Raw genomic sequence first — 21,356 nt, 5'->3', positions numbered from 1 at the left:
GAGCCCGTCGTGGGTAACCCGGTTTCGAAACCGCCAAGGCATGCCATTAGCCCGGCGGTTCGTAGGCGAAGGCGCGGCTAGTAGGGGAACCCGGCCCGAAAGGCAAGCGGAGTCTGGATTCCGGCCCTGGTCTTGCGACTCAGTTCGGCGGGTTGTTGGCTTCCAGGAAGCGGACCGTTTCGATCAGCGTCCGGGTGCGGCTCTCTTCGCGGGACAGCCAGTGGTCCTCGCCTGACAGTTCGATGAGCTCGACCGGCTTGCCCGCCCGGCGCAGGGCGGCGGCCATCTGCCGGCTCTGTGCGATCGGCACCACCGTGTCGTCGCGACCGTGAAGCAGCAGGATCGGGGCATCAGCGCTGTCCGCAAGGCGCGTCGGCGACCGGGCGTCCAGCGACCGATCGCCCGGACCGTCGCCGCCCATGAAGCGGTTCCAGTAGCGGACGGACTCGTTCTGCTTGCGCTCGCCACGCGACGCCGCATAGGCGACCATGCCCCTGAGGTCCGAGACGCCTGCGACGGACACCGCGCAGCGATAGACGCCCGGATCGAGCGTCGGACCGGCCAGGGCCGCATAGCCGCCGTAGCTGGCCCCGACGATACAGACGCGTTTGGGGTCGATGATCCCCTCGTCGGCCAGATAGCGAACCCCGTCCGAGAGGTCGGTCTGCATCTTGCGGCCCCATTCGCCGTAACCGGCCTCGATGAAGTCGCTGCCATAGCCGCTGGAGCCGCGGAAATTGGGCTGCAACACGGCATAGCCACGCGAGGCCATCCCCTGCGCCCACCAGTCGAAACCGCCTTCGTCGCGGCTCTGGGGCCCGCCGTGCGGCAGGACCACCAGAGGCAGGCCCTTCGCGTCCGCCCGGCCCGGCGGCAGGGTCAGATAGCCATGAATTTCCAGACCGTCGGCGGCTTCATAGGTGACGGCCCGAACCGGGGCGACCATCTCCGGCTTGATGGCGGCATAGGCGGCGCCGACCGTGCTGATGCTGCCCTCGTCCATGTCGATGAGATGATAGGTCCCGGAATCTCCGTCGCCGCTGGTGAAGACCACTGCCTGACGCAGGTCATCGCTCCAGCTGATCAGTTCCGGCTTCCTGTCCGGGAGGCCACTCTGGACCGCGGCCCAGAGTTCGCCCGCGCCCTGTTCGACGAAGCTGTAGCGCAGGCCGTCCTCGTCGCGCCGGGTGACGCCCATCAGCCTTCCCGTCACCGGATGGAAGAGCGCCCCCTGGGTAGGGAACTCGAAGCGCAGGGAACGCCAGACCCCGGTCGCCAGATTGACGTCGAACAGGCCTTTCACGCCCTGGCCCTGACGGGTCAGGTCGGGCCGGTCAGCCCAGACGACGACGCTGTCGCCGTTCATGCCCAGGCCCATCAGCTCGGGCCGGTCCAGAAGGGCGTCGACGGTCCAGACCTCGCGGAAATCATCGCCCTGTTTGAGCTGCAGGCTCCAGCGGCCATTGCGTTCGTCGTATTCGGCCTTGGCCAGCGGGTGGCCTTCCGTGTCCAGGACATAGTCCACGACCTTGTCGGACAGGGGCGCGAAGGTGCGGGGACGGCCGCTGTCGGGATCGATGCGATAGAGATCGAGGTGGTTGCGCAGGCCGAGGTCATAGGCGCGGACCAGCACCAGAGGCCGCCCGTTGTTGGGGAGCACGCGCGGCGTGTCCATCAGGGCGGGGAAGATGCCTGCGGAGCCGTCGAGCATCCGGGTGACCCGACGTCGCGCGGGGTCATAGATCTGGCCGAGGAAGAATTCGGTCTTGCTGATGCCGAAGTCGGTCAGGGATTCCGTCGTGGAGGTGGTGACCAGCACCTTTTCATTGCCGATCCACTGGATGTCCCGGACCTTGGTCAGTCCGACCCCCACGGTGCCGAGGGTGGCGTTGGACCTGAGATCGGCGAGCGCCATGGTGCGCTGGTCGCCGACCACGGCGACGAAGGCCATCCGGTCGCCTGAAGGTGAGATCTGCACCAGCTCCAGCGACGGCAGGGCGCCGTAGGCTGAAAGTGGCGCGAGCGTCGGCGCTGTCGCCGGGCCGCCCGAAGAGGCTACTGTCTGGGTGTGCGCCGCGAAAGGCGCGAGAAGAAGCAGGGCGCCCGCGAGCGCCGTCGTCACACTACGATACAAGATTGGCCCCCGCCGATACTGAACGCCGCTACTTTTGCGCGGCAAGGCTGAAGGCTCAAGAGTATTTCACGTTCAGGTCGTCGGAAATTCCCCGGACTGGCGGCGGCGGAAGGCCCGACCCGCATTGACCGCCGCCACGGCGGCCGGGACCGTCAACAGGGCGCCGATCAGCATCGGCCAGTCGTGGCCTACGCCCGAGAAGACGGCGCCAGCGACGATCGGGCCGACGATCCGGGCGCTGGAGCTGGCGGCCATGTTCAGGCCCAGCATGGCGCCCTGTCTGTCGGGTGGGGCGGAACGCGAGATCAGGGCCGAGATATTGGGCATTGTGATCGCCATGCCGAAGGCGCCGACGGCCATCATCACCGGCACGGCCCAGGCGACCGGCGACCAGACCTGCCCGACCAGTCCGACACCGAACAACAGGCAGCCACAGGCCAGGACCCGGCTCTCGCCGAACCGCCTCGCCAGCCGGCCGGTGACCAGGCTCTGGCAGATGACCGAGACCACGCCCACGGCCATGAAGCTGAGCCCCACCTCGCGCGCACCCCAGCCATAGCGGGCCTCCACCCACAGGCCGAAGGTCGATTCCATGCCCGAGAAGCCGGCCATATAGATGAGGGTCACCAGCAGGACGCGCGAGATGACCGGATTGGCCACGGCGTCGCGCACCCCTCCGAGGAAGGGCGGACGTGGGGCGGCCGGATCGGCTTTCGCGCGGCTTTCCTTCAGGAAGATCACCACACCGAGCGCCGCGAGCAGGCACAGGCCCGCCGCCGCGAAGATCGGCAGCTGATAGCCGAGCCGGCCCATGTCAGGATGCACCATCAGTCCGCCCAGACCCGGTCCGACGATGAAGCCCAGGCCGAAGGCGGCCCCGATCATGCCCATGCGTCCGGCGCGGCGCTCGGGCGGGGTGATGTCGGCGACATAGCCCTGAACGGTGGAGATGTTGCCCGCGCCCAGACCGGTGAACAGCCGCACGGCGACGGCCAGCCAGATGTTCGGCACGAAGGCCAGGGCCAGATAGCCGACGGCATTGGCCAGGACGGTGATCAGGAGGACGGGCTTGCGGCCAATCCGGTCAGACAACCGGCCCCAGAAGGGTTCGGCGAAGAACTGTCCCAGCGAATAGGCCGAGAACATCAGGGCGACCTGCCAGGCCTCAGCCTTCAGGCTCTGGCCGAAGAACGGCAGCAGGGGCACCACCAGGCCGAATCCGACCAGATTGATGAACACCACCGCGAACAACACCACCAAGGCCGGAGCCTGGCGTTTCGACGGGACGGCTTCGGAGGGCGGCGGCTGGACGGTCATGACGGGACGCTAGCCTGAGCCGCCCGATCCTGAAACCGGATCCGCAAACGAAAACGCCCCGGCGCGAGGGCCGGGGCATTGTCTTTTGGGCTATGGCGCGGTCGCGCGACTTGAGCCCGACAGGCCGGGTCGCCGCCGTTACTTCGGCGCCAGGATCATGATCATCTGGCGGCCTTCCATACGCGGGGCGTATTCGACCTTGGCGATCTCGTCGAAGTCTTCCTGGACCTTGTTGAGCAGCTTCATGCCCAGTTCCGGGTGAGCCATCTCACGACCGCGGAAGCGCAGGGTCACCTTGACCTTGTCGCCCTCGTCGAAGAAGCGGTGCATGGCCTTGGCCTTCACCTCATAGTCGTGGGTGTCGATGTTCGGACGGAGCTTGATCTCTTTCAGCTCGACGATCTTCTGGCGCTTGCGGGCCTCGGCCTTCTTCTTCTGCTCCTGGAAACGGAACTTGCCGTAGTCGAGGATCTTGGCCACCGGCGGTTCGGAGGTGGACACGATCTGAACCAGGTCCATGCCCGCTTCTTCGGCGGCTTCCAGCGCGGCGGACGTCGGCATGACGCCCTGCTTCTCGCCGTTCTGATCGATCAGCAGAACGCGCGGCGCGCGGATATCGTGGTTCATGGGCGGCCCATCCTTGACGGGCGGCGTTTGCATCGGACGGCGAATGAGCGTCGTTTCCTTGTGTGGACGAAAGTCTTGCAGGCTTGCAGGGGTCAGCGCACGGCTCGGCGCCGCGTTCCCTGAGGCGGGCTATATGCGCCTGAAAGCCCGTTTTATCAAGGCGAGGCTGATCAGCCGTTAACGGCTCAGCTGGCGATATAGTCGTCGTGGAGCGCCAGAACCGCCTCGAAGACGTGGTCGACGGTCAGGTCCTCGATCGGCGAGAACTCCCCGCGCGTCTCATTGGACGCCGCGATCCGGGTGCGCGGGCCCCAGGGGCCATAGAGCCACCACTCCGTCGGACCGAACAGACCCAGCGTCGGCCGTCCCAGAGCCGCCGAGACATGCATCAGGCCGGAGTCGTTGCCGACGAACAGGGCCGCCCGGTCGATGGCGGCGGCCGAGGCCAGGATGTCGCCCTTTCCGACGAAGTCGATGCCTCGCGATCCCGCGGCCTCCAGAGCCGGAGTGGCGGGCGGCCGGTCGCCCGGACCGCCGACAGGCATGAACCGCCAGCCGTCGAAACGTGGCTCGGCCTTCAGCTTCTCGACCAGCTGGCCCCAGCGTCCGGCTGGCCAGCTCTTGCCCGGCTGGTGGGCGATGGGGGCCAGGGCGATAATCGGACCGGGTCCGGCGCCGCCCGCCAGCTGCGGATCGATGACGGCGGCGGCCTCTGTGCGCGCCTGATCGTCGAGAAAGACCTCGGGATCGATCGGCGTGTCGGAGCCCATCAGCCGCGACACCATCTCGACCTTGCGCAGGCCGGTCTCCCACGAGCGGTTGTAGACCACGCGCTTCTTCGCCGGGATCAGCCAGCTGAGGGCCGAGCCGCGGATGTCGATGACCATGTCCCAGCGGGTCCCCGAGACCTGCTTCCACAGATCGACCCAGTGGCCGGCCATCTTCTTCTTGTCGAGGATGATGACCCGCTCGACGCCGGGGGCAGAGCGGAAGAAGGGGGCGGGCGGCCGACCGCAGGCGACGGTGATCGCCGCGCCCGGCAGTTGCCGTTCGATCTCGCGGATCACGCCCGACGAGATGACGCAATCGCCGATGCGGTTGGAGCTAACGAAAAGGACCTTGGGAGTGGACGGCACGCTTTGACCTTCGCTTCGTTCGTCGGCGTTCGCTATCAGGCGCGGACCGTTTGCGCGAGACTAGGCCGTGATGACCGACGATACCAACGACAACGAAGTCCAGCATCTGACCCGGCCCGACGGCGAGACGGTCGCCTACAAACAGGTCCCGGGCAAAACCCCGACGGTGGTCTGGATCGGCGGCTTCCGCTCGGACATGGAGGGGACCAAGGCCCTGGCGCTGGACGCCGCCGCCCGCGAGCGTGGGTGGGCCTATGTCCGCTACGACCATTTCGCCCACGGCCAGTCCTCGGGCGACTGGCGTCAGGCGACCATTGGCCGCTGGCGAGAGGACGCCATCGCCCTGATCGACAGCCTGACGGGGCCCGTGGTTCTGGTCGGCTCCTCGATGGGCGGCTGGGTCGCCCTGCTGGCCGCTCTGGCCCGACCCGGGACGGTGGCGGGGCTGGTTCTGATCAATCCGGCCCAGGATTTCACCGAGACCCTGATGTGGCCCGGCCTCGCCGATCACGAGCGTCAGGCCATCCTGCGCGACGGGGAGACGGTTGTGGTCGAGGAGGGACTGGGCTCCTATGTCCTGACCCGCGCCATGTTCGAGGAGGCCAGGACCTGGCTGCTGCTCGGCGCGCCGATCCGCATCATTGCGCCGGTCCATATCCTTCAGGGGCGGGCCGACGATGTGGTGCCATGGGGGCATTCGATCCAGCTGGTCGAACGGCTGACCGGCGGCGACGTGCGGCTGGATCTGATCGAGGGCGGTGACCACCGTCTGTCGACCCCCGCCGACCTCGACCGGCTGGTCGCGGCCGTGGACGCCCTGCGGCGCGCCTGAACCTTCCCAAGTCTCGCGGGGCGGTTATGGTGACGCTCATGGACACATTGAGCGCGCGCTGGGCGAAACTGGAGCCCCATACGACGGTGGTCGGGCCGGACGACGACCGGCCGCGTCCGGCGGTGCTGCTGTTCCACGGCTGCGGCGGGTTGCGTGACCATCTGCCGAAATACGCCGCGGCGGCAAAGGCGGCCGGGTGGCGCGCCTTCATCGTCGATTCCTACGCCCCGCGCGGCTTTAGCCGCCAGTTCGCCATGGCCACGGTCTGCACCGGACTGATCCTGCGCGGTCACGAACGGGCGGGAGATATTCTGGCGACGATCCTTGGCGTTTCGGCGCGACCGGACGTCGACGCCTCGCGCATCGCCCTGGCCGGCTGGAGCCACGGCGGCTGGGGCATTATGGAGGCGATGAGCGCCGACCGGCGCGCGAACTCGCTCGGCCTCGCCGATCCGGGCGATGTCTCGCTGGAGGGGGTCAAGGCGGCCTATCTGGCCTATCCTTACGTCGGGTTCGCGGCCCTGAACCGGATGCGGCCGTGGCGGCACTGCCCCAAAACGCTCGCGGTCATCTCGCGCCACGATCACCTGACCACGGTGCGCAATGCGCAGAAGGTCCACGACATGGTCCGCAACTGCGGCGCGGAGGTCGAGACCTGGATCGCCGAGGGCACCCATAGTTTCGACGAGCCGATGACGGCCCCGCCGATGCGCTATCACCCCGAACTGTCGGACGAGGCCATCCGGCGGTTCAAGGCCCTGTTGGAGGACACGGCGGCCGTTCCGCGCTGACGATCAGCCGATCTTCGCTTCGACCACGATCTCGGCGCGGACGGAGTGAGCCATTTCGCAGTGTTCGTGGGCGGCGTGGTGCAGGGCGTCGAGTTCGGCCTGCGTCGGGGCGGGCCCGAAGAAGGTGGTGACGGGACGCAGGGTCACCCGGTTCATGTAGCGATGGCCGCCCGCGTCCTTGCCCAGCATGCCCGAGGCCTCGTCGACGTAGCGGTCGACCACAAAGCCGTCGCCGGCGGCGAAGGCCAGGAACCAGAGCATGTGGCAGCTGGACAGGGAGGCGACCATGGCCTCTTCCGGGTCCACCGCCGTCGGGTCGGACATGGGGACCGGCACGCTTTCGGGCGCCGATGAGCCCGGCACCACCGCTCCGCCGTCGAAGGTCCAGACGTGGGCGCGCGAGTATTTCTTGTCGATGAAGACCTGACCGTCGCGTTTCCATTCGACGGTGGTGTGGTGTGCGCTCATCGGTGACCTCTCAAGCTTGACCGGCCAGCACCGTATAGGTCACCCGCGTCCGCACGTCGAAGCCCAGCGAGCGATAAAGCCGGATCGTCGCCTCATGCCCGGCATAGGCGTGCAGGAAGGCGTGATCGCCGGTCTGCAGAACGCGCTCGACCACCACCCGCGACAGGGCGCCGGCCAGACCCTGTCCCCGGTGGTCGGGGTGGACGCAGACACCGCTCAGTTCGGTGAAGCCCTCGACCCGCAGCCGACTGCCGGCCATGGCGACCAGCCGTCCCTCGCGTTTGACCCCGACGAAACCGCCCAGTTCCTGGGTCCGGCCGCGGAAGGGCCCCGGCTTGGTCAGAGTGGCCAACGCCAGCATTTCGGCGGCGTCGTCGGGGCCCAATTCCTCGAAATCAATGTCAGCGGCGTCCGACGCGGTCAGGGTCGAACAGACCATCTGGGCGCAGGGGCTGCGACTGACCACCGGCTGGTCGGGCAGAACGTCTTCCATCGCCGAACCTTCCAGCTCCACGAGGCCTGACCCGGGATAACGGGCCGCGAGGGCGTTCAGCGCCGCCCGGCTTTCAGGGCTGTCGTCGCGCGCCGCCAGAAAGACACCGAGGTCCGGGTCGAGCCGCACGGCGTGTTCGTCGCCGAGCGCATAGGCCTTCAGCCGGCCGGTCAGGGCGTTCCAGGTGGTGCGGTCGAGCGGATGAGACATGGCCTGATCGCTTTAGGCGGGCGCGGCGCAAAGCGGAACGGGCGGTCGCGACGCGGCGTCCGAAAATCGCCGCCGTCAGGGGGCGGGCGAAACCTGCGTCGCTGTCAGCACCCGCTCGCCGCCATGGGCGAAGCGGACGGTGATCGGAACCCCGGTCGACCAGTAGTCGCCTTTCTCCAGTCCATCGACGCGTACGACCAGCGGCAGATAGATCGGTCTCGCGTCCGTACGAACCGGCACGGGGATCGGCAGGGCGACCGGGGCCTGACGGCTGAACATGTTTCCGTCCGTGCGGAACTCCAGGGTCTCGCCGAGCGGGGTGCTGACGGAGACGACCTCGTCCGGCTCGGTCCCCGTGTTCTCGATCACGACGCGGATATTGGCCTCGAACGGCGCCTGCAGGCCCGAGACGATCATGGCGGTGTCCCGCACCACGACCGGCGATTGGGCGGGCGAAGGCGCGGGCGCCTCCTGCACGACCGGTTCGGCGGCCAGCGCCAGCAGCAGTGCGATCATTATCCCCTCCAGAAGCCGACGATCTTCTTGACCTCGTCCACGACCGGATCGGCGATGGCGGCGGCGCGTTCGGCGCCATCCTTGAGGACGCGGTCGATCTCGGACGTATCGGCCATCAGGCGGCGCATCTCGGCGGTGATCGGGGCCATGGCGCTGACGGCCAGATCAGCCAGGCGCGGCTTGAAGGCGCCGAAGCCCTGACCAGCGAACTCGGCGGTGACCTGATCCTTGGTCTGGTCCGACAGGGCGGCATAGATGGAGATCAGGTTCTTGACCTCGGGCCGGTCGTCCAGCGCCTCGCCGACCTCGGGCATGACACCCATGTCGGTCTTGGACTTGCGGATCTTGCCGGCGATGGCGTCGGCGTCGTCGGTCAGGTTGATGCGCGACTGGTCCGACGGGTCCGACTTGGACATCTTGGCCGAGCCGTCCCGCAGGCTCATGACGCGCGGCGCCGGGCCCTGGGTCAGGGGTTCGGGCAGGGGGAAGAAGTCCGGCACGCCGAAGTCGTTGTTGAACTTGGCGGCGATGTCGCGGGTCAGTTCCAGATGCTGTTTCTGGTCCTCGCCGGTCGGCACCTCGGTGGCCTTGTAGAGCAGGATGTCAGCCGCCTGCAGCACCGGATAGGTGTAGAGGCCGACGCTCGAGCGTTCCTTGTGCTTGCCCGACTTCTCCTTGAACTGGGTCATCCGGTCCAGCCAGCCGAGGCGGGCGACGCAGTTGAAGATCCAGGCCAGTTCGGCGTGGGCGCGCACGGCCGACTGCGGGAAGATGACGGACTTCGCCGGATCGAGGCCCGAGGCCAGATAGGCGGCGGCGATCTCGCGTGTCTGGGCGGTCAGCAGGGCCGGGTCCTGCCAGACGGTGATGGCGTGCAGATCGGCGACGAACAGGAAGCAGGGCGCGCCCTGATCCTGCAGCTGGGTGAAGCGTTTCAGGGCGCCGAGATAGTTGCCCAGATGCAGGGCGCCAGAGGCCTGGATGCCCGAAAGCACCCGGCGCGGACCGGCGTACTGTGAGGTGGGAGCGGGGGAGGCGGGCGTAGCATCAGACATGGGCTCGCAGATGCCTCAGCCGGGCGGAGAGAGCAAGTTCCCCGACCCGGCTGATTACGCGATTACCCCTGGTCCAGCCCGCCGCCCGGGACCGAGGCGCCCGGCTCGCGACGCAGGACGGCCTTCAGCTCGGCCGGGGTGACCGCGCGGAACAGGAACAGGCAGGCGCCATAGACCACCGCCCCGGCCCCGCAGACGATCAGGACCGCGATCTCCTTGGCGAGGAAGAGCTTGCTGAGCTCGGGATAGAAGATGCCGGCCGCCAGCAGCAGGGCTGCCATCACGCCGCTGGCCGCCAGCACGCGCGAGATGCGCGAGACGAAGCTGGCCGAGGCCGACCACGCCTTCTCGCGGATCAGGGTGCCCCACAGGAGTGCGACGTTGATCCAGGCCGAGACGCTGGTGGCGATGGCCAGACCCAGGACGCCGTCCACGCCGATGCGCGAGAACCAGAAGAACAGCCCCGCGCCCAGCACCACGGTGATCACCACCGAGGTCACGGCGAAGATCATCGGCCGGCGCGTATCCATGCGGGCGAAGAAGGGCGGGGTCAGGACCTTGGCGAGGACGAAGGCGGGCACCCCCCAGGCGAACTGGCGCAGGGTGTCGGCGGTGCGGGCCGCGTCCTGATGGGTGAAGGCGCCGCGCGTCACGGTTGAGTCGATGATGAAATAGGGAATGACGAACAGGGCCACGGCCGCCGGCAGGGTGAAAGCCATGGCCAGGTTGATGCCGTCGTCCAGCGTCTTCTGCCCGCCCTCATGATCGCCCTGGACGAAGGCGCGGGTCAGGCGCGGGACCAGGGCCAGGCCGATGGCCACGCCGACGAGGCCGAGCGGCAGCTGGTACAGGCGGTCGGCGTTGTAGAGCACGGACCGGGCGCCGGCGTCCGAGCCGGTCAGGACCTGGCTGACCACGGAGTTCAGCTGGAGGGCGCCGCCGGCCATGGCGCCGGGGATGGCCAGGGCCAGGGTCTTCTTCACGCTGGCGGTCAGTTTCGGCACGGAAATCTTCAGCCTCACGCCCAGCCGCCGCACGCCCCACCACAGCAGGCCCGCCTGAATGAGTCCCGAGACGGTCACCGCGGCGCTGACCGCCAGAAGAGTGTCCGGCTGGCTCATCGAAGGGATGAAGCTGGGGGCCAGCAGCGGGAACAGGGTGCAGATGTTCAGGAACACCGGCACACCCGCCGACAGGGCGAACTTTCCACCGGTGTTGAGCACGCCCGACAGCAGCGAGGCGATGGTCATGCAGGCCAGATAGGGCATGGCGAGCTGGGTCGCGGTCACCGCCACCGACATGACGCCCGCATCATGCTTCCACGCCGACATCAGAAGCGGAATGATCCACGGCATGGCGATCTGCATGACGATGCAGAAGCCGGTGACCACGGCGAACATGAAGGACAGGGCCTCCGACGCCGTGACGGCTGCAGCCTCCTCGCCTTCGGCCGCGCGGACCCCGCCGTAGATGGGCACGAAGGCCTGGGCGAAGGCGCCCTCGGCGAACAGGCGGCGGAACAGGTTGGGCAACATGATCGCCGTGGCCCAGGCGTCCATCATCGGCCCCTGACCGAACCGGGCCGACAGGGCCAGGTCGCGGGCGAAGCCCAGAACGCGGCTCCCCAGCGTCAGGGTGGACTGGACGATCGTATTGCGAGCCAGGCTCATGTGGGGAGGTCCGAACCGCCGGAATGTGCGGGTGTTTTGCGCTTAGCGCGGTTCCGCCTGCGACGAAACGTCCTTTGCGCGGCGGATCGGACGATTGAGATCGGAGACGTCGCGGGCGCTGGCCCGGGCGGCGATGATCTGGCGGCCTTGGGGCGCGGCGGGGGCCCGCTCCAGCACGGCCTCGAGCGCAGACTGGATCTCGTTGAGCAGCATTTCGGAGAAGACCTTCCGCCCCTTGCGGTCGACCACATAGAAGCTGTCGACCGCCCGCTCGCCAAAGCCGGCGACGTGGGCCGAGCGGATCGACAAATCCAGATCGGTCAGGGTGCGCGACAGTTCGGCCAACAGACCGGGGCGGTCGGCGCCCGAGACCTCGATCACCGTCGCCGTCTCGCTGGCCCCGGCGTCGATCATGACCACGGGTCGGACGTCGAAGACGGCGCGGCGCGGCGTCGAGGCGGGCATGGCGGGCGGCTCCACCGGCGCCTCGCCCCGGGCGGCGGCTTCCAGCGCGGCGACCAGAGTCTTCAGCCGACGCGGTTCGGCCTGTCCATAGGGGGCGTCGGCTCCGTCCTGAACCTGAAACACGTCCAGCACCGTGCCGTCGGCGGCGGTGGCAACCCGGGCGCCGGTCACATCGGCCCCGGCGGCGGCGAGGACGGCAGTCAGGTCGGCGAACAGGCCGGGGCGGTCGCGGGCGGCCAGGGCGATCTCGGTGGTGGATTCGATCCGGCCCGGCCCCTGACGGCATTCGGCGGCGGCCCCGGCCTCGAAGGCCCGGGCGATCAGCGCGGCGTGCTCGGCCAGGGGGTCGATCACATCCACGTCCTCGCCCCGGAACAGGGCTTCGACCCGGGTATAGAGGGCGGTGATCAGCTGGCCCTTCCAGTTGTTCCAGACGCCGGGACCTACGGCGCGGATGTCGGCGACGGTCAGGACCAGCAGCAGCCGCAGCCGCTCGGGGTCGCCGACCAGTTCGGCGAAGTCGCGGATGGTCTGGGGATCGGAGGTGTCGCGCTTCTGGGCATAGTCGGACAGGGCCAGGTGGTTGCGGACCAGCCAGACCACCAGTTCGATCCGGCGCGGATCGACGCCGAGGCGTTCGCAGGCCCGGCGCGCCGCGATGGCCCCGTCCTCCAGCTGGCCGCGCTCGCCGCCCTTGCCGACGTCATGCAGCAGCATGGCCAGCATCAGGACCTCCAGATCGGCGATCAGGTGGATGGTCGAGGACGACAGCGGATGATCGTCCTTCAGCTTGCCGCGGAAGATGTCGTTGATGATGCCGATGGCCTGCAGCGAGTGCTCGTCGACCGTATAGGCGTGGTACATGTTGAACTGGGTCTGGCCGACGATCCGCCCCCATTCGGGCAGGAACCGGCCGAGCAGCCCGGTCTCGTTCATGATGGTCAGAACGCGGTAGGGCCTCTGGCCGTGCGCCAGGATGTGCAGCAGGGCGGCGGTAGCGCGCGGGTCGCGCCTCAGCTTCGGCGTCACCAGCCCCAGCGACCGGGTCACGGCCGAGAAGGCGTGGGGATGCAGGTCGAGGTCGTGCTGGTCGGCGGTCACGAACAGGGTCAGCAGCTTGACCGGGTCGTCGATGAAGACCTGGGCGCTCTCGACCGAAAGCCGGCCGCCGTCCTCGATGAAGCCGGGGACGCCGAGGTTGCGCTTCCGCCCCGGGATCAGCCGCGACAGGCTCAGGGTGTTCTTCTGCTGGCGCGCCTCAAGGGTCGCGCTCATGGCCCGGGTCAGGGCGCCGACGTCGCGGGCGACGAGGAAGTAGCGGCGCATGAACCGCTCCACTGCCGGCTCGTCGCCACGTCCGCGCCAGCCCATCCGCCGCGCCACCTCGGGCTGGAGGTCGAAGGTCAGCTTCTCCTCGGCCCGGCCCGCGATCAGGTGCAGGTGGCAGCGCACCCGCCACAGGAAGTCGAACGCCTCCTCGAAGGTGCGCCGTTCGCGCGCGGTCAGGAGGTCGTCCAGCACCGCCGCGCCCAGCGGGCTTTCGGGCGCCAGGGCCCGGGCGATCCAGAACAGGGTGTTGAGGTCACGCAGGCCCCCCTTGCCGTCCTTGATGTTGGGCTCGACGCGATAACGGACATTGCCCGCCTTGGTGTGACGCGCCTGACGCTCCTCCAGCTTGGCGGCGATGAAGGGCCTCGGGTCGGCATTGGTCACCGTGCCCCGGAAGCGCCACAGGAAGTCCTCGGCCAGATGCCGGTCGCCGGCCAGCCAGCGCCCTTCCAGCAGGGCGGTGCGGACGGTCATGTCGGTGCGCGACAGGGCCAGACATTCATCGACCGATCGGGCCGAGGATCCGACCTTCAGCCCCAGGTCCCACAGCACATAAAGGACGAACTCGGCGACGGTTTCCGTTCGGGCAGTGGTCTTCCACGGCCGCAGGAACAGCAGGTCCAGATCGGAAAAGGGAGCCAGCACCCCACGCCCGTAACCGCCGACCGCGATCAGGGTCAGCTTCTCGGCCTCGGTCGGATTGTGCGAGGGATAGAGGGTCTCGGAAGTGAACCGCCACAGGGCGATCAGGATCTCGTCGGCGGCGGCGCTGTATTGTCGGGCTACCTCCACTCCGCCGAGCCCTCCGGCCAGACGGGCCGCGATCTTCTCGCGTGCGGCGTCGTAATGGGCCTTGAGCACGGCGGCGACGCCGGCCCGCATGTCCGGCCCGCCGACGAGGGCGTCGAGGCGGTCGTCAAGCGCGGTCCGGGTCGGTCCGGAAGGAGGGGCGGGGGGAGCTGCGGTCATCGGCCGGAGCAATATAGGGACAGGACGACGGCACGTCTCGCCCGCCGTAACCATCGGGCCTTTCCCCCGGTGTGGCGCCCGCGCCGCGGCTGTTCGCCAACGCGGGGAGCCCGCTGGAGTCTTTCCGCCCGTTCAGGCAGGGTTCCGGAACACTGTTTCCCCGGAGCTTTTTTGACCCCGCGCCAGGTCATTGTCGTCGTTGTGGCTGCCGTGGCGTCGAGCCTCGGCCTGCCGCTGCACGCCGACGCCCGGGATGGAGACGGCGCCGGTGCGGGTGTCGCCGTGACCGCGCCCGCGGCTTCGGCCTCGGCAAGCCCGGACGGCGGTTCGGCGACGGCGATCCGCAGTGATCTTCGGCGCGAGCACTGGTCGGACGGTCTGGCCATGGCGGCGGCGGGTTACGGTCCGGTCGGCGGCGACGCCCAGCTGTCGCGCGAGGTTCTGGCCGAGATGAACCTGATGCGGTCAGACCCCCAGGCCTATATCGCCGTGCTGCAGGACTATCGGACCCAGTTCCGGGGCGACATCGTCGTGCGTCCCGGCCGGATCAACATCCAGACCCGCGAAGGGGTGGCGGCGGTCGACGAGGCCATCGCCTTCCTGCGCCGCCAGAAGCCGATGGCGCCTCTATCGCCCGACCTGATTCTGGCCCTGACGGCCGGGGACCATGTCGCCGATCAGGGACCGTCGGGCTTCATCGGCCACTATGGCTCGGACGGTTGGGATTTCGCGACCCGCGTGGCCCGCCGGGGTGGCGATCCCTACGGCGGGGAGAACATCTCCTACGGCTATGACACCGCCCGCGAGGTGATCATCCAGCTGCTCGTGGACGACAATATCGCCGACCGGGGCCACCGGGTGAACCTGTTCCGCGACGGCTATGTCCGCGCCGGCGTCAGCTGCGGCCCGCACGCGGTGTTCAACCACATGTGCGTCATCGACTACGGCTATGAGCCGGTGAAGCGGCGCTAGGCTTTCAGGGCCTTCAGCCGATAGAGCGCCTCCAGCGCCTCGCGCGGGCTCATGGCGTCGGGATCCAGCGCCGCGACGGCCTCGTCCATGACGGACCTGATCGGCGGGGGCGGCGGTTCGGCGACCGCGAACAGGGGCAGGTCGTCCAGTTTGTCGTTGGCGGCCTTTTCGGCCTCCAGACGATCCAGCACCGAGCGGGCGCGGGCAACCACCGACGGCGGCACCCCGGCCAGCTTCGCGACCTGAACGCCGTAGGAGCGGTCGGCGGCGCCCGGCGCGGCCTCGTGCAGGAAGATCAGCTCCCCGTTCCACTCCCGGGCCACCATCGACAGGTTGGAGACGTGGTCGAGCCGGTCCTCCAGCCGCGCCAGCTCATGATAGTGGGTGGCGAACAGGGTGCGCGAGCGATTGGTTTCGTGCAGGGCCTCGGCGCAGGCCCAGGCGATGGCCAGACCGTCATAGGTCGCCGTGCCGCGCCCGATTTCGTCCAGCACCACGAAGCTTGAGGGCGTCGCCTGGGTCAGGATGGCGGCGGTCTCGACCATCTCCATCATGAAGGTGGAGCGGCCGCGCGCGAGGTCGTCCCCGGCGCCGACACGTGAGAACAGCCGGTCGACCACGCCCAGACGCATCGACCGGGCGGGCACGAAGGATCCGGCCTGGGCCAGGATCACCAACAGGGCGTTCTGGCGCAGGAAGGTCGACTTGCCGGCCATGTTCGGCCCGGTGACGATCGACAGGCGGGCGCACGAACCGGGCCCCTTGATCGGCGCGCCGTCCAGCCGGCAGTCGTTGGGGGTGAAGGGATCGCCGACCTTCTTGACCGCGGCCTCGACCACCGGGTGGCGCCCCGCCTGAACCTCGAAGACGGTGCTGGAATCGACGGTGGGCCGCACGGCCCCGACCTCTTCAGCCCATTCGGCCAGCGCCGAGGTGGCGTCCAGTTCGGCGAGGGCGTCGGCGACGGCCTGCAGCGGCTGGGCCAGACGTTGTACGGTCTGACGCCAGCCTTCGAAGGTCTCGCCCTCCATGGCCAGCGCCCGGAACCCCGCCTGGCTGATCTTCGCATCCAGCTCCGACAGTTCGACGGTGGTGAACCGCACCTGGGCCGCCAGGGTCTGGCGGTGGATGTAGGGGCTTTCGGGACCCGCCCGGAACAGGGGTTCGGCGTGTTTGGCCGTGGTCTCGAGAAAATAGCCGAGGACGGCGTTGTGCTTGATCTTGAACGGCACGCCACTTTCGGCGACGGCGCGGGCCTCGAGGTCGGCGACGACCCGGCGGCTGTCGTCCCTGAGGGTGCGGGCGGCGTCGAGCTCGGGGCGGAAGCCGGGACGGACGAAGCCGCCGTCGCGCGCCAGATGCGGCGGCTCCTCCATCAGCCCTTCGGCCAGATCGATCTTCAACCGCCCCAGATCCGGCGACAGGGTCAGGCGATCGAGGCAGCCGAGGATGCGTTGCGGCGGGGCGCTGAGCGGATTGGCCGGGACCACGAACAGTCCGGCGATGCCCTCGGCGATGGCCAGGCCTGCGCGAATCGCGGCCAGATCGCGCGGTCCGCCACGCCCGAGCGCCAGCCGCGATACGGCCCGGGCGACGTCGGCGGAGGCTCTCAATGCGTCTCGCAGATCGCGGCGCAGGTCGCGGCGCTCCAGCAGCCATTCGACGGCGTCCAGTCCCTCATTGATGGCCAGCGGATCGCGCAGGGGCCGCGAGATACGCTCGGCCAGGGCCCGCGCCCCGCCGGAGGTGACGGTGCGGTCCAGACAGGCCAGCAGCGATCCCTCGCGCTCGCCGCGCTGGGTGCGGTCGATCTCGAGCGACTGGCGAGTCGCCGGGTCGATGGCGAGGAAGCCCGTCTCGCCCGAGCGGCGCGGGGGGGTCAGGGCCGGGACCTTGCCGGCCTGTGTCGTTTCCAGATAGGCGGCGACCAGACCGAGGGCCGAGACCTCGGCCTCCTCGAACGCCCCGAAGCCGTCCAGCGACGAGACGCCATACAGCCGCTCGACCCGGTCGCGCGCGGCGCCGGGTTCGGCGACCGCCGAGGCCATGGCCTGAACCACCCCGCCCGAGCCGTCCAGCGCGGGGCGGACGGCGTCGTCGGAGAAGAGCTTGTCGGGGACCAGCACCTCGGAAGGCCGGAAGGCGGCCAGGGTCGCGGCCAGATCCTCCAGCGCACAGGCGACGGAATCCACCGCCCCGGCCGACAGTTCGACCACGGCGACGGCGGCGCGGCCCTTGCGGATGGCCACAGCCGCCAGCCGGTTGGCGCCCCGCGCCTCCAGCAGCGAATCCTCGGTCAGGGTGCCGGGGGTGACCACGCGGACGATGTCGCGCGCCACGATGGCCTTGGAGCCGCGCTTCTTGGCCTCGGCCGGGGTCTCGATCTGGTCGCAGATGGCGACGCGCTGGCCGGCCCGGATCAGCCGCGCCAGATAGCCGTCCATGGCGTGGACCGGCACGCCGGCCATCGGGATGTCCTCGCCCTGATGCTTGCCGCGCTTGGTCAGGGTGATGCCCAGCAGGCCCGAAGCGATTTCGGCGTCCTTGAAGAACAGCTCGTAGAAGTCGCCCATGCGGAAGAAGACGATGGCGTCCGGCTGCTGAGCCTTGGCCGCCAGATACTGGCCCATGACGGGGGTCACGCCTTCAGGCGCGGGCTGGGGCGGATGTGCGAGGGGAGCGTTCATGCGAACGCACAGGGTGACGGATCAGGCGCGTCGCCTCAAGCCATTCCGCGGCGGGATGACCGACTTGTTTTGCCTCAGGCCGCAGCGCTGATCGGGGCGCGGACGCTCAGGGCGGCGGGCTCGGACAGGGCGAGGGATTCCCAGTCCAGATCCGGTTTGGGCGCGCAGGAGGCGGCCAGGATGGCGCGCAGCTCGGCCGCCGAGGCGACACTGGCGATCACGCAGGCGGCGGGCGGCAGGTTGAGCGCGAAGGCCAGGGCGGCCTGCATCGGATCGACCCGGGCTTCGGCCAGGCTGCGGCGCACGCGCGACAGGGCCGGGCCGTGCTCGGCCAGATGCGGCGGCAGGCTTTCGCGGCTGGCGAACAGGAGGCCGCGCGCGAAGACGGAGGAGATGTGGACGTCGATATCCATGGCCGCGAGGTCCGACAGGACACCTTCGGTCACCGGACGCTGGTCCAGAAGGTTGCAGGGCATCTGGACGACGTCGGGCTGGTAGCGGCGGGCCAGCAGGGCCGGGCCGTCCTCCATGGTCGCGCAGAAGCCGATACGGCGGTACAGGCCGCGATCCTTGAGCGCCTTCATCCGGTCCCACAGGGCGCGACCCTCGGCCCCGGCCAGATCGGCGGCGTTGGACACCAGAAGCGTATCGCCGCGCGGCAGGCCCATCCGCTCCAGCGAACGGCGAGCGCGGGCCTCGACCCGGTCGAGACCTTCGGAGAGAGGGACGGTACGCACGGTGACGCGGAAGGGCGAAGGGAAGGGCCAGGCCTGACCCAGCAGTCGTTCGCCGTCGCGATCCGGACGGGTGGCGACGGTGTTGATCCCGCCGTCAGCGGCGGTCTGGAGCAGGAAACGCATCGCCTCTTCGCGCGCGCCGACCGGTGCGGTCGCCACGGCGCCCACGCCCCTTTCGGGGTCGGTCACGACCGCCATGGCCAGTTTGCCGGCGGGAGCTTGTGCGGGAAGGGGCTTCACCCGACGACCCTTGCACCAGAAAGTTTAAGGGAGGCTGACCCGGAAGTTGCCGGAACCTTACCTGCCGACCGGCGATAGGTCGGAAATCTTCAGCGAAATCAATCTGCGTCTGGCTGCTTGTCGGGGTGGGCCGCGATAAAGGCAGAATGAGTTTCCGCCGCCTGTTCGACCGCCAACAACCTCTGCCAGGGGCTCAGGTCCACATTGAATCGCCGTGCCGAATAGAGCTGCGGGATCAGATAGCAGTCGACCAGGGTCGGGGTGGCGCCGAAGCTCCAGCCGGCGCCGTCTTTGGCGACCATCTGCTCCAGGGCGTCGAAGCCGGCGGCGATCCAGCCGCCCGCCCAGGCGTCGACCCCGGCCTGATCGGCGCCCAGTCCGCGCACGGCGCCCAGCACCCTCAGATTGTTCAGCGGATGGATGTCGGAGCCGATGACGGCCGCCATGGCCCGCACCCGGGCGCGGTCCAGTGGCGTGGATGGGAGCAGGGCGGGCTCGGGATACGATTCTTCCAGCCACTCCAGAATGGCCACGCTCTGGGTCAGGACCGCGCCCTCGACCTCCAGCGCCGGGACCATCCCCTGCGGATTGAGCGCCAGATACTCCGGCGTCTTGTGTTCCCGCGCGCGCAGGTCGACATCGCGCTGTTCGTACTCCAGCCCCTTCAGATTGAGGGCGATGCGGGTCCGATAGGCCGTGCCGGAGCGCCAGTAGGAATGCAGGATCACGGCCGCGCCTCAGATCGCCGGGGCGACGGTGAAGGTCAGGGTGGTCAGCCCCTCTATGGTCGCCTCGACCGTGTCGCCGGGAACCAGAGGCCCGACCCCCTCGGGCGTGCCGGTGAAGATCAGGTCGCCGGGCTGAAGGGTCCACAGCTCCCCGGCCTTGGCCACGATCTCGTGGGGGTTCCAGATCATGTCGTCCAGTGATCCCGACTGTTTCGCCACGCCGTTGACCGACAGGGCGATGGCGCCCATCGGCCGGGGCAGGTCGCCGAGCATCAGCGGACCGCACGGCGCCGACTGGTCGAAGCCCTTGGAGGCATCCCACGGACGGCCCTTCTCCTTGGCCAGAGCCTGAAGGTCGCGACGGGTCAGGTCGACGCCGACCGCCCAGCCGATGGCCTGGCCATTCTCACCGATCGCCACGACCAACTCGACCTCGTGATGCAGGTTGGTGGTCGATGACGGATAGGCCGGGTCCTTGCCGTCGGTGACGATGGCGTCGGCGGGCTTTGAGAAGAAAAAGGGCGCCGGGCGGGTCGCGTCGCCGCCCATCTCGCGCACATGGGCGGCATAGTTCTGGCCCACGCACAGGATGCGACGCACCGGGAAACGGCGCGTATCACCGACGATCGGCAGGGACGGGGTCGGGGCGGGGGAGAACAGCCAGTCGGTCATGGCGCTTTTCTAGGACGCGGAATCCGCAGCGTCATCCGCAATCCCATGCTGCGCTGCGGCGAAACGGCCGGAACTCTCGCGAGGATATAGCGTTCAGCGGCAGGTACCTCTATTTACAGCAAAGCTGACCACCGGAGCGCGCGACATGGCCACGACCAAGGCTCGAGAAGACATCAAGAACGACCTCAAGACCCTGAAGGAAGACCTGAAGACCGGCGCCCGCGAGGAAACCGAACGCCTCAAGGAAAAGGCCGCCGAGGCCCAGGAGCGTCTGAAGGCCAAATCGGCCGAGGCCGAGGCTCATGTGCGCGAAAAGGCCGAGGTCCTGCGCGAACAGGCGCGCGGCTATTACGACCAGGCCCGTCTGCGCGGCCGCGAATATTATGACGACGCCTCCGAGCGGTTCGATGAAGCCCAGCGCTACATCACCGAGCGGGTTCAGGAACGTCCGGTCCAGTCGACCGCCATCGCGCTCGGCGTCGGCATCGTGCTCGGTCTGCTGCTGGCCGGTCGTCGCCGCTGATGATCGGCAAGGGGCTGGTTAAGAAGCTGGTCGCCGGCTTTGCCGCCGCGGCCAGCGCGTTCGTGGCCGTGATCGCGCTCGGGGCCACGCTCTTCTATGCGTTGTGTCTGGTGCTGCCGCCTCTCGGGGCGGCGGCGATCACCTTCGGGGTCTTCGCGGCGCTGACGGCGCTGATCGCCGTTGTGTTCCTCAACGCCGGCGGCGGTCTGCATCATGACGACGACGAGGAAGACGACGAGCCGGAAAGCTTCGCCCAGAAGGCGGTGCATCTGATCCGCGAGCGTCCGATCCTGGGCGCTGCGGGCGGTCTGGGCATTCTGTTCTTCCTGCTGCGCAATCCGGCCCTGGCCGCGATCGCCGCAAGCATGATCACCGAGAAGCGTATGGAGAGCCGCGGCTACGGTCGCAGACGTCGATAGACTTCGCAGAGTCTTCGGCCTCCACGGAACAGTAGGGGTTGAGACGCGTTGATTGAGGGAGCGGCGCCGGTCAGGTGGCGCCCAAGTTGATCAATCGTTTCAATCTCTTCCTGAGCTGGAGGCCACTATGCTGCGCTGGGCTATCATCTTCTTCATCGTGGCGCTCGTCGCCGCTGTTCTGGGCTTCGGCGGTATCGCCGGCATGTCCTTCGAGATCGCCAAGTTCGTCGCGATCATCGCCGTCGTCCTGTTCCTGGCTTCCCTGATCATGGGCGGTCTGCGCGGGCGCGGAACGCGTATATAGATCGACGCTCCGGCGTCTGAATAACAGAAAGCCGCCGTCCGAAAGGGCGGCGGCTTTTTCGT

20 protein-coding genes are annotated in these 21,356 nt (G+C 68.6%); 6 read left to right on the top strand and 14 right to left on the bottom strand.

Annotated features, from left to right (window positions below; genetic code table 11):
* Positions 1-139: 139 nt before the first annotated feature.
* The 4 genes from AC07U0_RS05450 to AC07U0_RS05435 form a co-directional block, all read right to left on the bottom strand.
* The gene (locus AC07U0_RS05450) at positions 140-2,122 is read right to left on the bottom strand and encodes an alpha/beta hydrolase family protein (RefSeq protein WP_494718995.1); all 1,983 of its coding nucleotides are present in this window, start codon (positions 2,120-2,122) and stop codon (positions 140-142) included.
* Between the two features lie 84 nt (positions 2,123-2,206).
* Positions 2,207-3,451, bottom strand: a complete 1,245-nt coding sequence (locus AC07U0_RS05445; protein ID WP_494718994.1) for an MFS transporter — start codon at positions 3,449-3,451, stop codon at positions 2,207-2,209.
* A 138-nt stretch (positions 3,452-3,589) separates the two neighbouring features.
* A complete protein-coding gene (gene infC / locus AC07U0_RS05440) occupies positions 3,590-4,111 on the bottom strand; it encodes a translation initiation factor IF-3 (RefSeq protein ID WP_492034557.1) in 522 nt (173 codons plus the stop codon).
* Positions 4,112-4,263: 152 nt separating this feature from the next.
* Positions 4,264-5,214: a glycosyltransferase family 9 protein gene (locus tag AC07U0_RS05435; protein ID WP_494718993.1), complete on the bottom strand. Its 951-nt coding sequence runs from the start codon at positions 5,212-5,214 to the stop codon at positions 4,264-4,266.
* Between the two features lie 70 nt (positions 5,215-5,284).
* On the opposite strand from AC07U0_RS05435, the gene AC07U0_RS05430 reads away from it, so the two are divergent.
* Both AC07U0_RS05430 and AC07U0_RS05425 read left to right on the top strand, forming a co-directional pair.
* Complete coding sequence (locus AC07U0_RS05430) at positions 5,285-6,046, top strand: alpha/beta fold hydrolase (protein ID WP_494718992.1); 762 nt, start codon at positions 5,285-5,287, stop codon at positions 6,044-6,046.
* A gap of 38 nt (positions 6,047-6,084) precedes the next feature.
* Positions 6,085-6,837 carry a dienelactone hydrolase family protein gene (locus AC07U0_RS05425; RefSeq protein WP_494718991.1) on the top strand — a complete coding sequence of 251 codons (753 nt, stop codon included), beginning with the start codon at positions 6,085-6,087 and terminating at the stop codon, positions 6,835-6,837.
* Between the two features lie 3 nt (positions 6,838-6,840).
* Here AC07U0_RS05425 and AC07U0_RS05420 read toward each other — a convergent pair whose 3' ends face one another.
* The 6 genes from AC07U0_RS05420 to glnD form a co-directional block, all read right to left on the bottom strand.
* Positions 6,841-7,305, bottom strand: a complete 465-nt coding sequence (locus tag AC07U0_RS05420; RefSeq protein ID WP_494718990.1) for an OsmC family protein — start codon at positions 7,303-7,305, stop codon at positions 6,841-6,843.
* 10 nt (positions 7,306-7,315) lie between these two features.
* Positions 7,316-8,008: a GNAT family N-acetyltransferase gene (locus AC07U0_RS05415; RefSeq protein ID WP_494718989.1), complete on the bottom strand. Its 693-nt coding sequence runs from the start codon at positions 8,006-8,008 to the stop codon at positions 7,316-7,318.
* Between the two features lie 75 nt (positions 8,009-8,083).
* Positions 8,084-8,524 (bottom strand): hypothetical protein, encoded by a 441-nt coding sequence (locus AC07U0_RS05410; protein ID WP_494718988.1) that lies wholly within the window; start codon positions 8,522-8,524, stop codon positions 8,084-8,086.
* Entirely contained in the window at positions 8,524-9,579 is a 1,056-nt protein-coding gene (trpS, locus tag AC07U0_RS05405) for a tryptophan--tRNA ligase (protein ID WP_494718987.1), read from the bottom strand. Before trpS ends, AC07U0_RS05410 begins: the two co-directional genes overlap by 1 nt.
* 62 nt (positions 9,580-9,641) lie before the next feature.
* Positions 9,642-11,249, bottom strand: coding sequence for a murein biosynthesis integral membrane protein MurJ (gene murJ, locus AC07U0_RS05400; RefSeq protein ID WP_494718986.1), 1,608 nt, complete (start codon positions 11,247-11,249; stop codon positions 9,642-9,644).
* A gap of 42 nt (positions 11,250-11,291) precedes the next feature.
* On the bottom strand, positions 11,292-14,012 hold the full coding sequence (gene glnD, locus AC07U0_RS05395; RefSeq protein ID WP_494718985.1) for a [protein-PII] uridylyltransferase: 2,721 nt from the start codon (positions 14,010-14,012) through the stop codon (positions 11,292-11,294).
* 171 nt (positions 14,013-14,183) lie between these two features.
* Between glnD and AC07U0_RS05390 the strand changes: the two genes are divergently transcribed.
* The gene (locus AC07U0_RS05390) at positions 14,184-14,984 is read left to right on the top strand and encodes a CAP domain-containing protein (protein WP_494718984.1); all 801 of its coding nucleotides are present in this window, start codon (positions 14,184-14,186) and stop codon (positions 14,982-14,984) included.
* Here the strand turns inward: AC07U0_RS05390 and mutS are convergent.
* The 4 genes from mutS to AC07U0_RS05370 form a co-directional block, all read right to left on the bottom strand.
* Positions 14,981-17,671 (bottom strand): DNA mismatch repair protein MutS, encoded by a 2,691-nt coding sequence (gene mutS / locus AC07U0_RS05385; RefSeq protein WP_494718983.1) that lies wholly within the window; start codon positions 17,669-17,671, stop codon positions 14,981-14,983. The two genes, AC07U0_RS05390 and mutS, sit on opposite strands and share 4 nt — an antisense overlap.
* 74 nt (positions 17,672-17,745) lie before the next feature.
* The gene (locus AC07U0_RS05380) at positions 17,746-18,648 is read right to left on the bottom strand and encodes an aldo/keto reductase (RefSeq protein ID WP_494718982.1); all 903 of its coding nucleotides are present in this window, start codon (positions 18,646-18,648) and stop codon (positions 17,746-17,748) included.
* Positions 18,649-18,746: 98 nt separating this feature from the next.
* Positions 18,747-19,376, bottom strand: coding sequence for a maleylacetoacetate isomerase (gene maiA / locus AC07U0_RS05375; RefSeq protein ID WP_494718981.1), 630 nt, complete (start codon positions 19,374-19,376; stop codon positions 18,747-18,749).
* Between the two features lie 9 nt (positions 19,377-19,385).
* Positions 19,386-20,048, bottom strand: coding sequence for a fumarylacetoacetate hydrolase family protein (locus AC07U0_RS05370; protein ID WP_494718980.1), 663 nt, complete (start codon positions 20,046-20,048; stop codon positions 19,386-19,388).
* Between the two features lie 145 nt (positions 20,049-20,193).
* Here AC07U0_RS05370 and AC07U0_RS05365 point away from each other — a divergent pair, with 145 nt between their 5' ends.
* The 3 genes from AC07U0_RS05365 (at position 20,194) to AC07U0_RS05355 (ending at position 21,294) form a co-directional block, all read left to right on the top strand.
* The gene (locus AC07U0_RS05365; protein ID WP_494718979.1) at positions 20,194-20,571 is read left to right on the top strand and encodes an ElaB/YgaM/YqjD family protein; all 378 of its coding nucleotides are present in this window, start codon (positions 20,194-20,196) and stop codon (positions 20,569-20,571) included.
* Positions 20,571-20,990, top strand: a complete 420-nt coding sequence (locus AC07U0_RS05360; protein WP_494718978.1) for a hypothetical protein — start codon at positions 20,571-20,573, stop codon at positions 20,988-20,990. Before AC07U0_RS05365 ends, AC07U0_RS05360 begins: the two co-directional genes overlap by 1 nt.
* A 127-nt stretch (positions 20,991-21,117) precedes the next feature.
* A complete protein-coding gene (locus AC07U0_RS05355) occupies positions 21,118-21,294 on the top strand; it encodes a DUF1328 domain-containing protein (protein ID WP_492946390.1) in 177 nt (58 codons plus the stop codon).
* The last annotated feature ends 62 nt before the right edge of the window (positions 21,295-21,356 follow it).

Source organism: Brevundimonas sp. GW821-FHT02A10 (assembly GCF_059422025.1).
The sequence above is the reverse complement of the archived record's forward strand: the minus strand, read 5'-3'. Positions and strand labels throughout refer to the sequence as shown.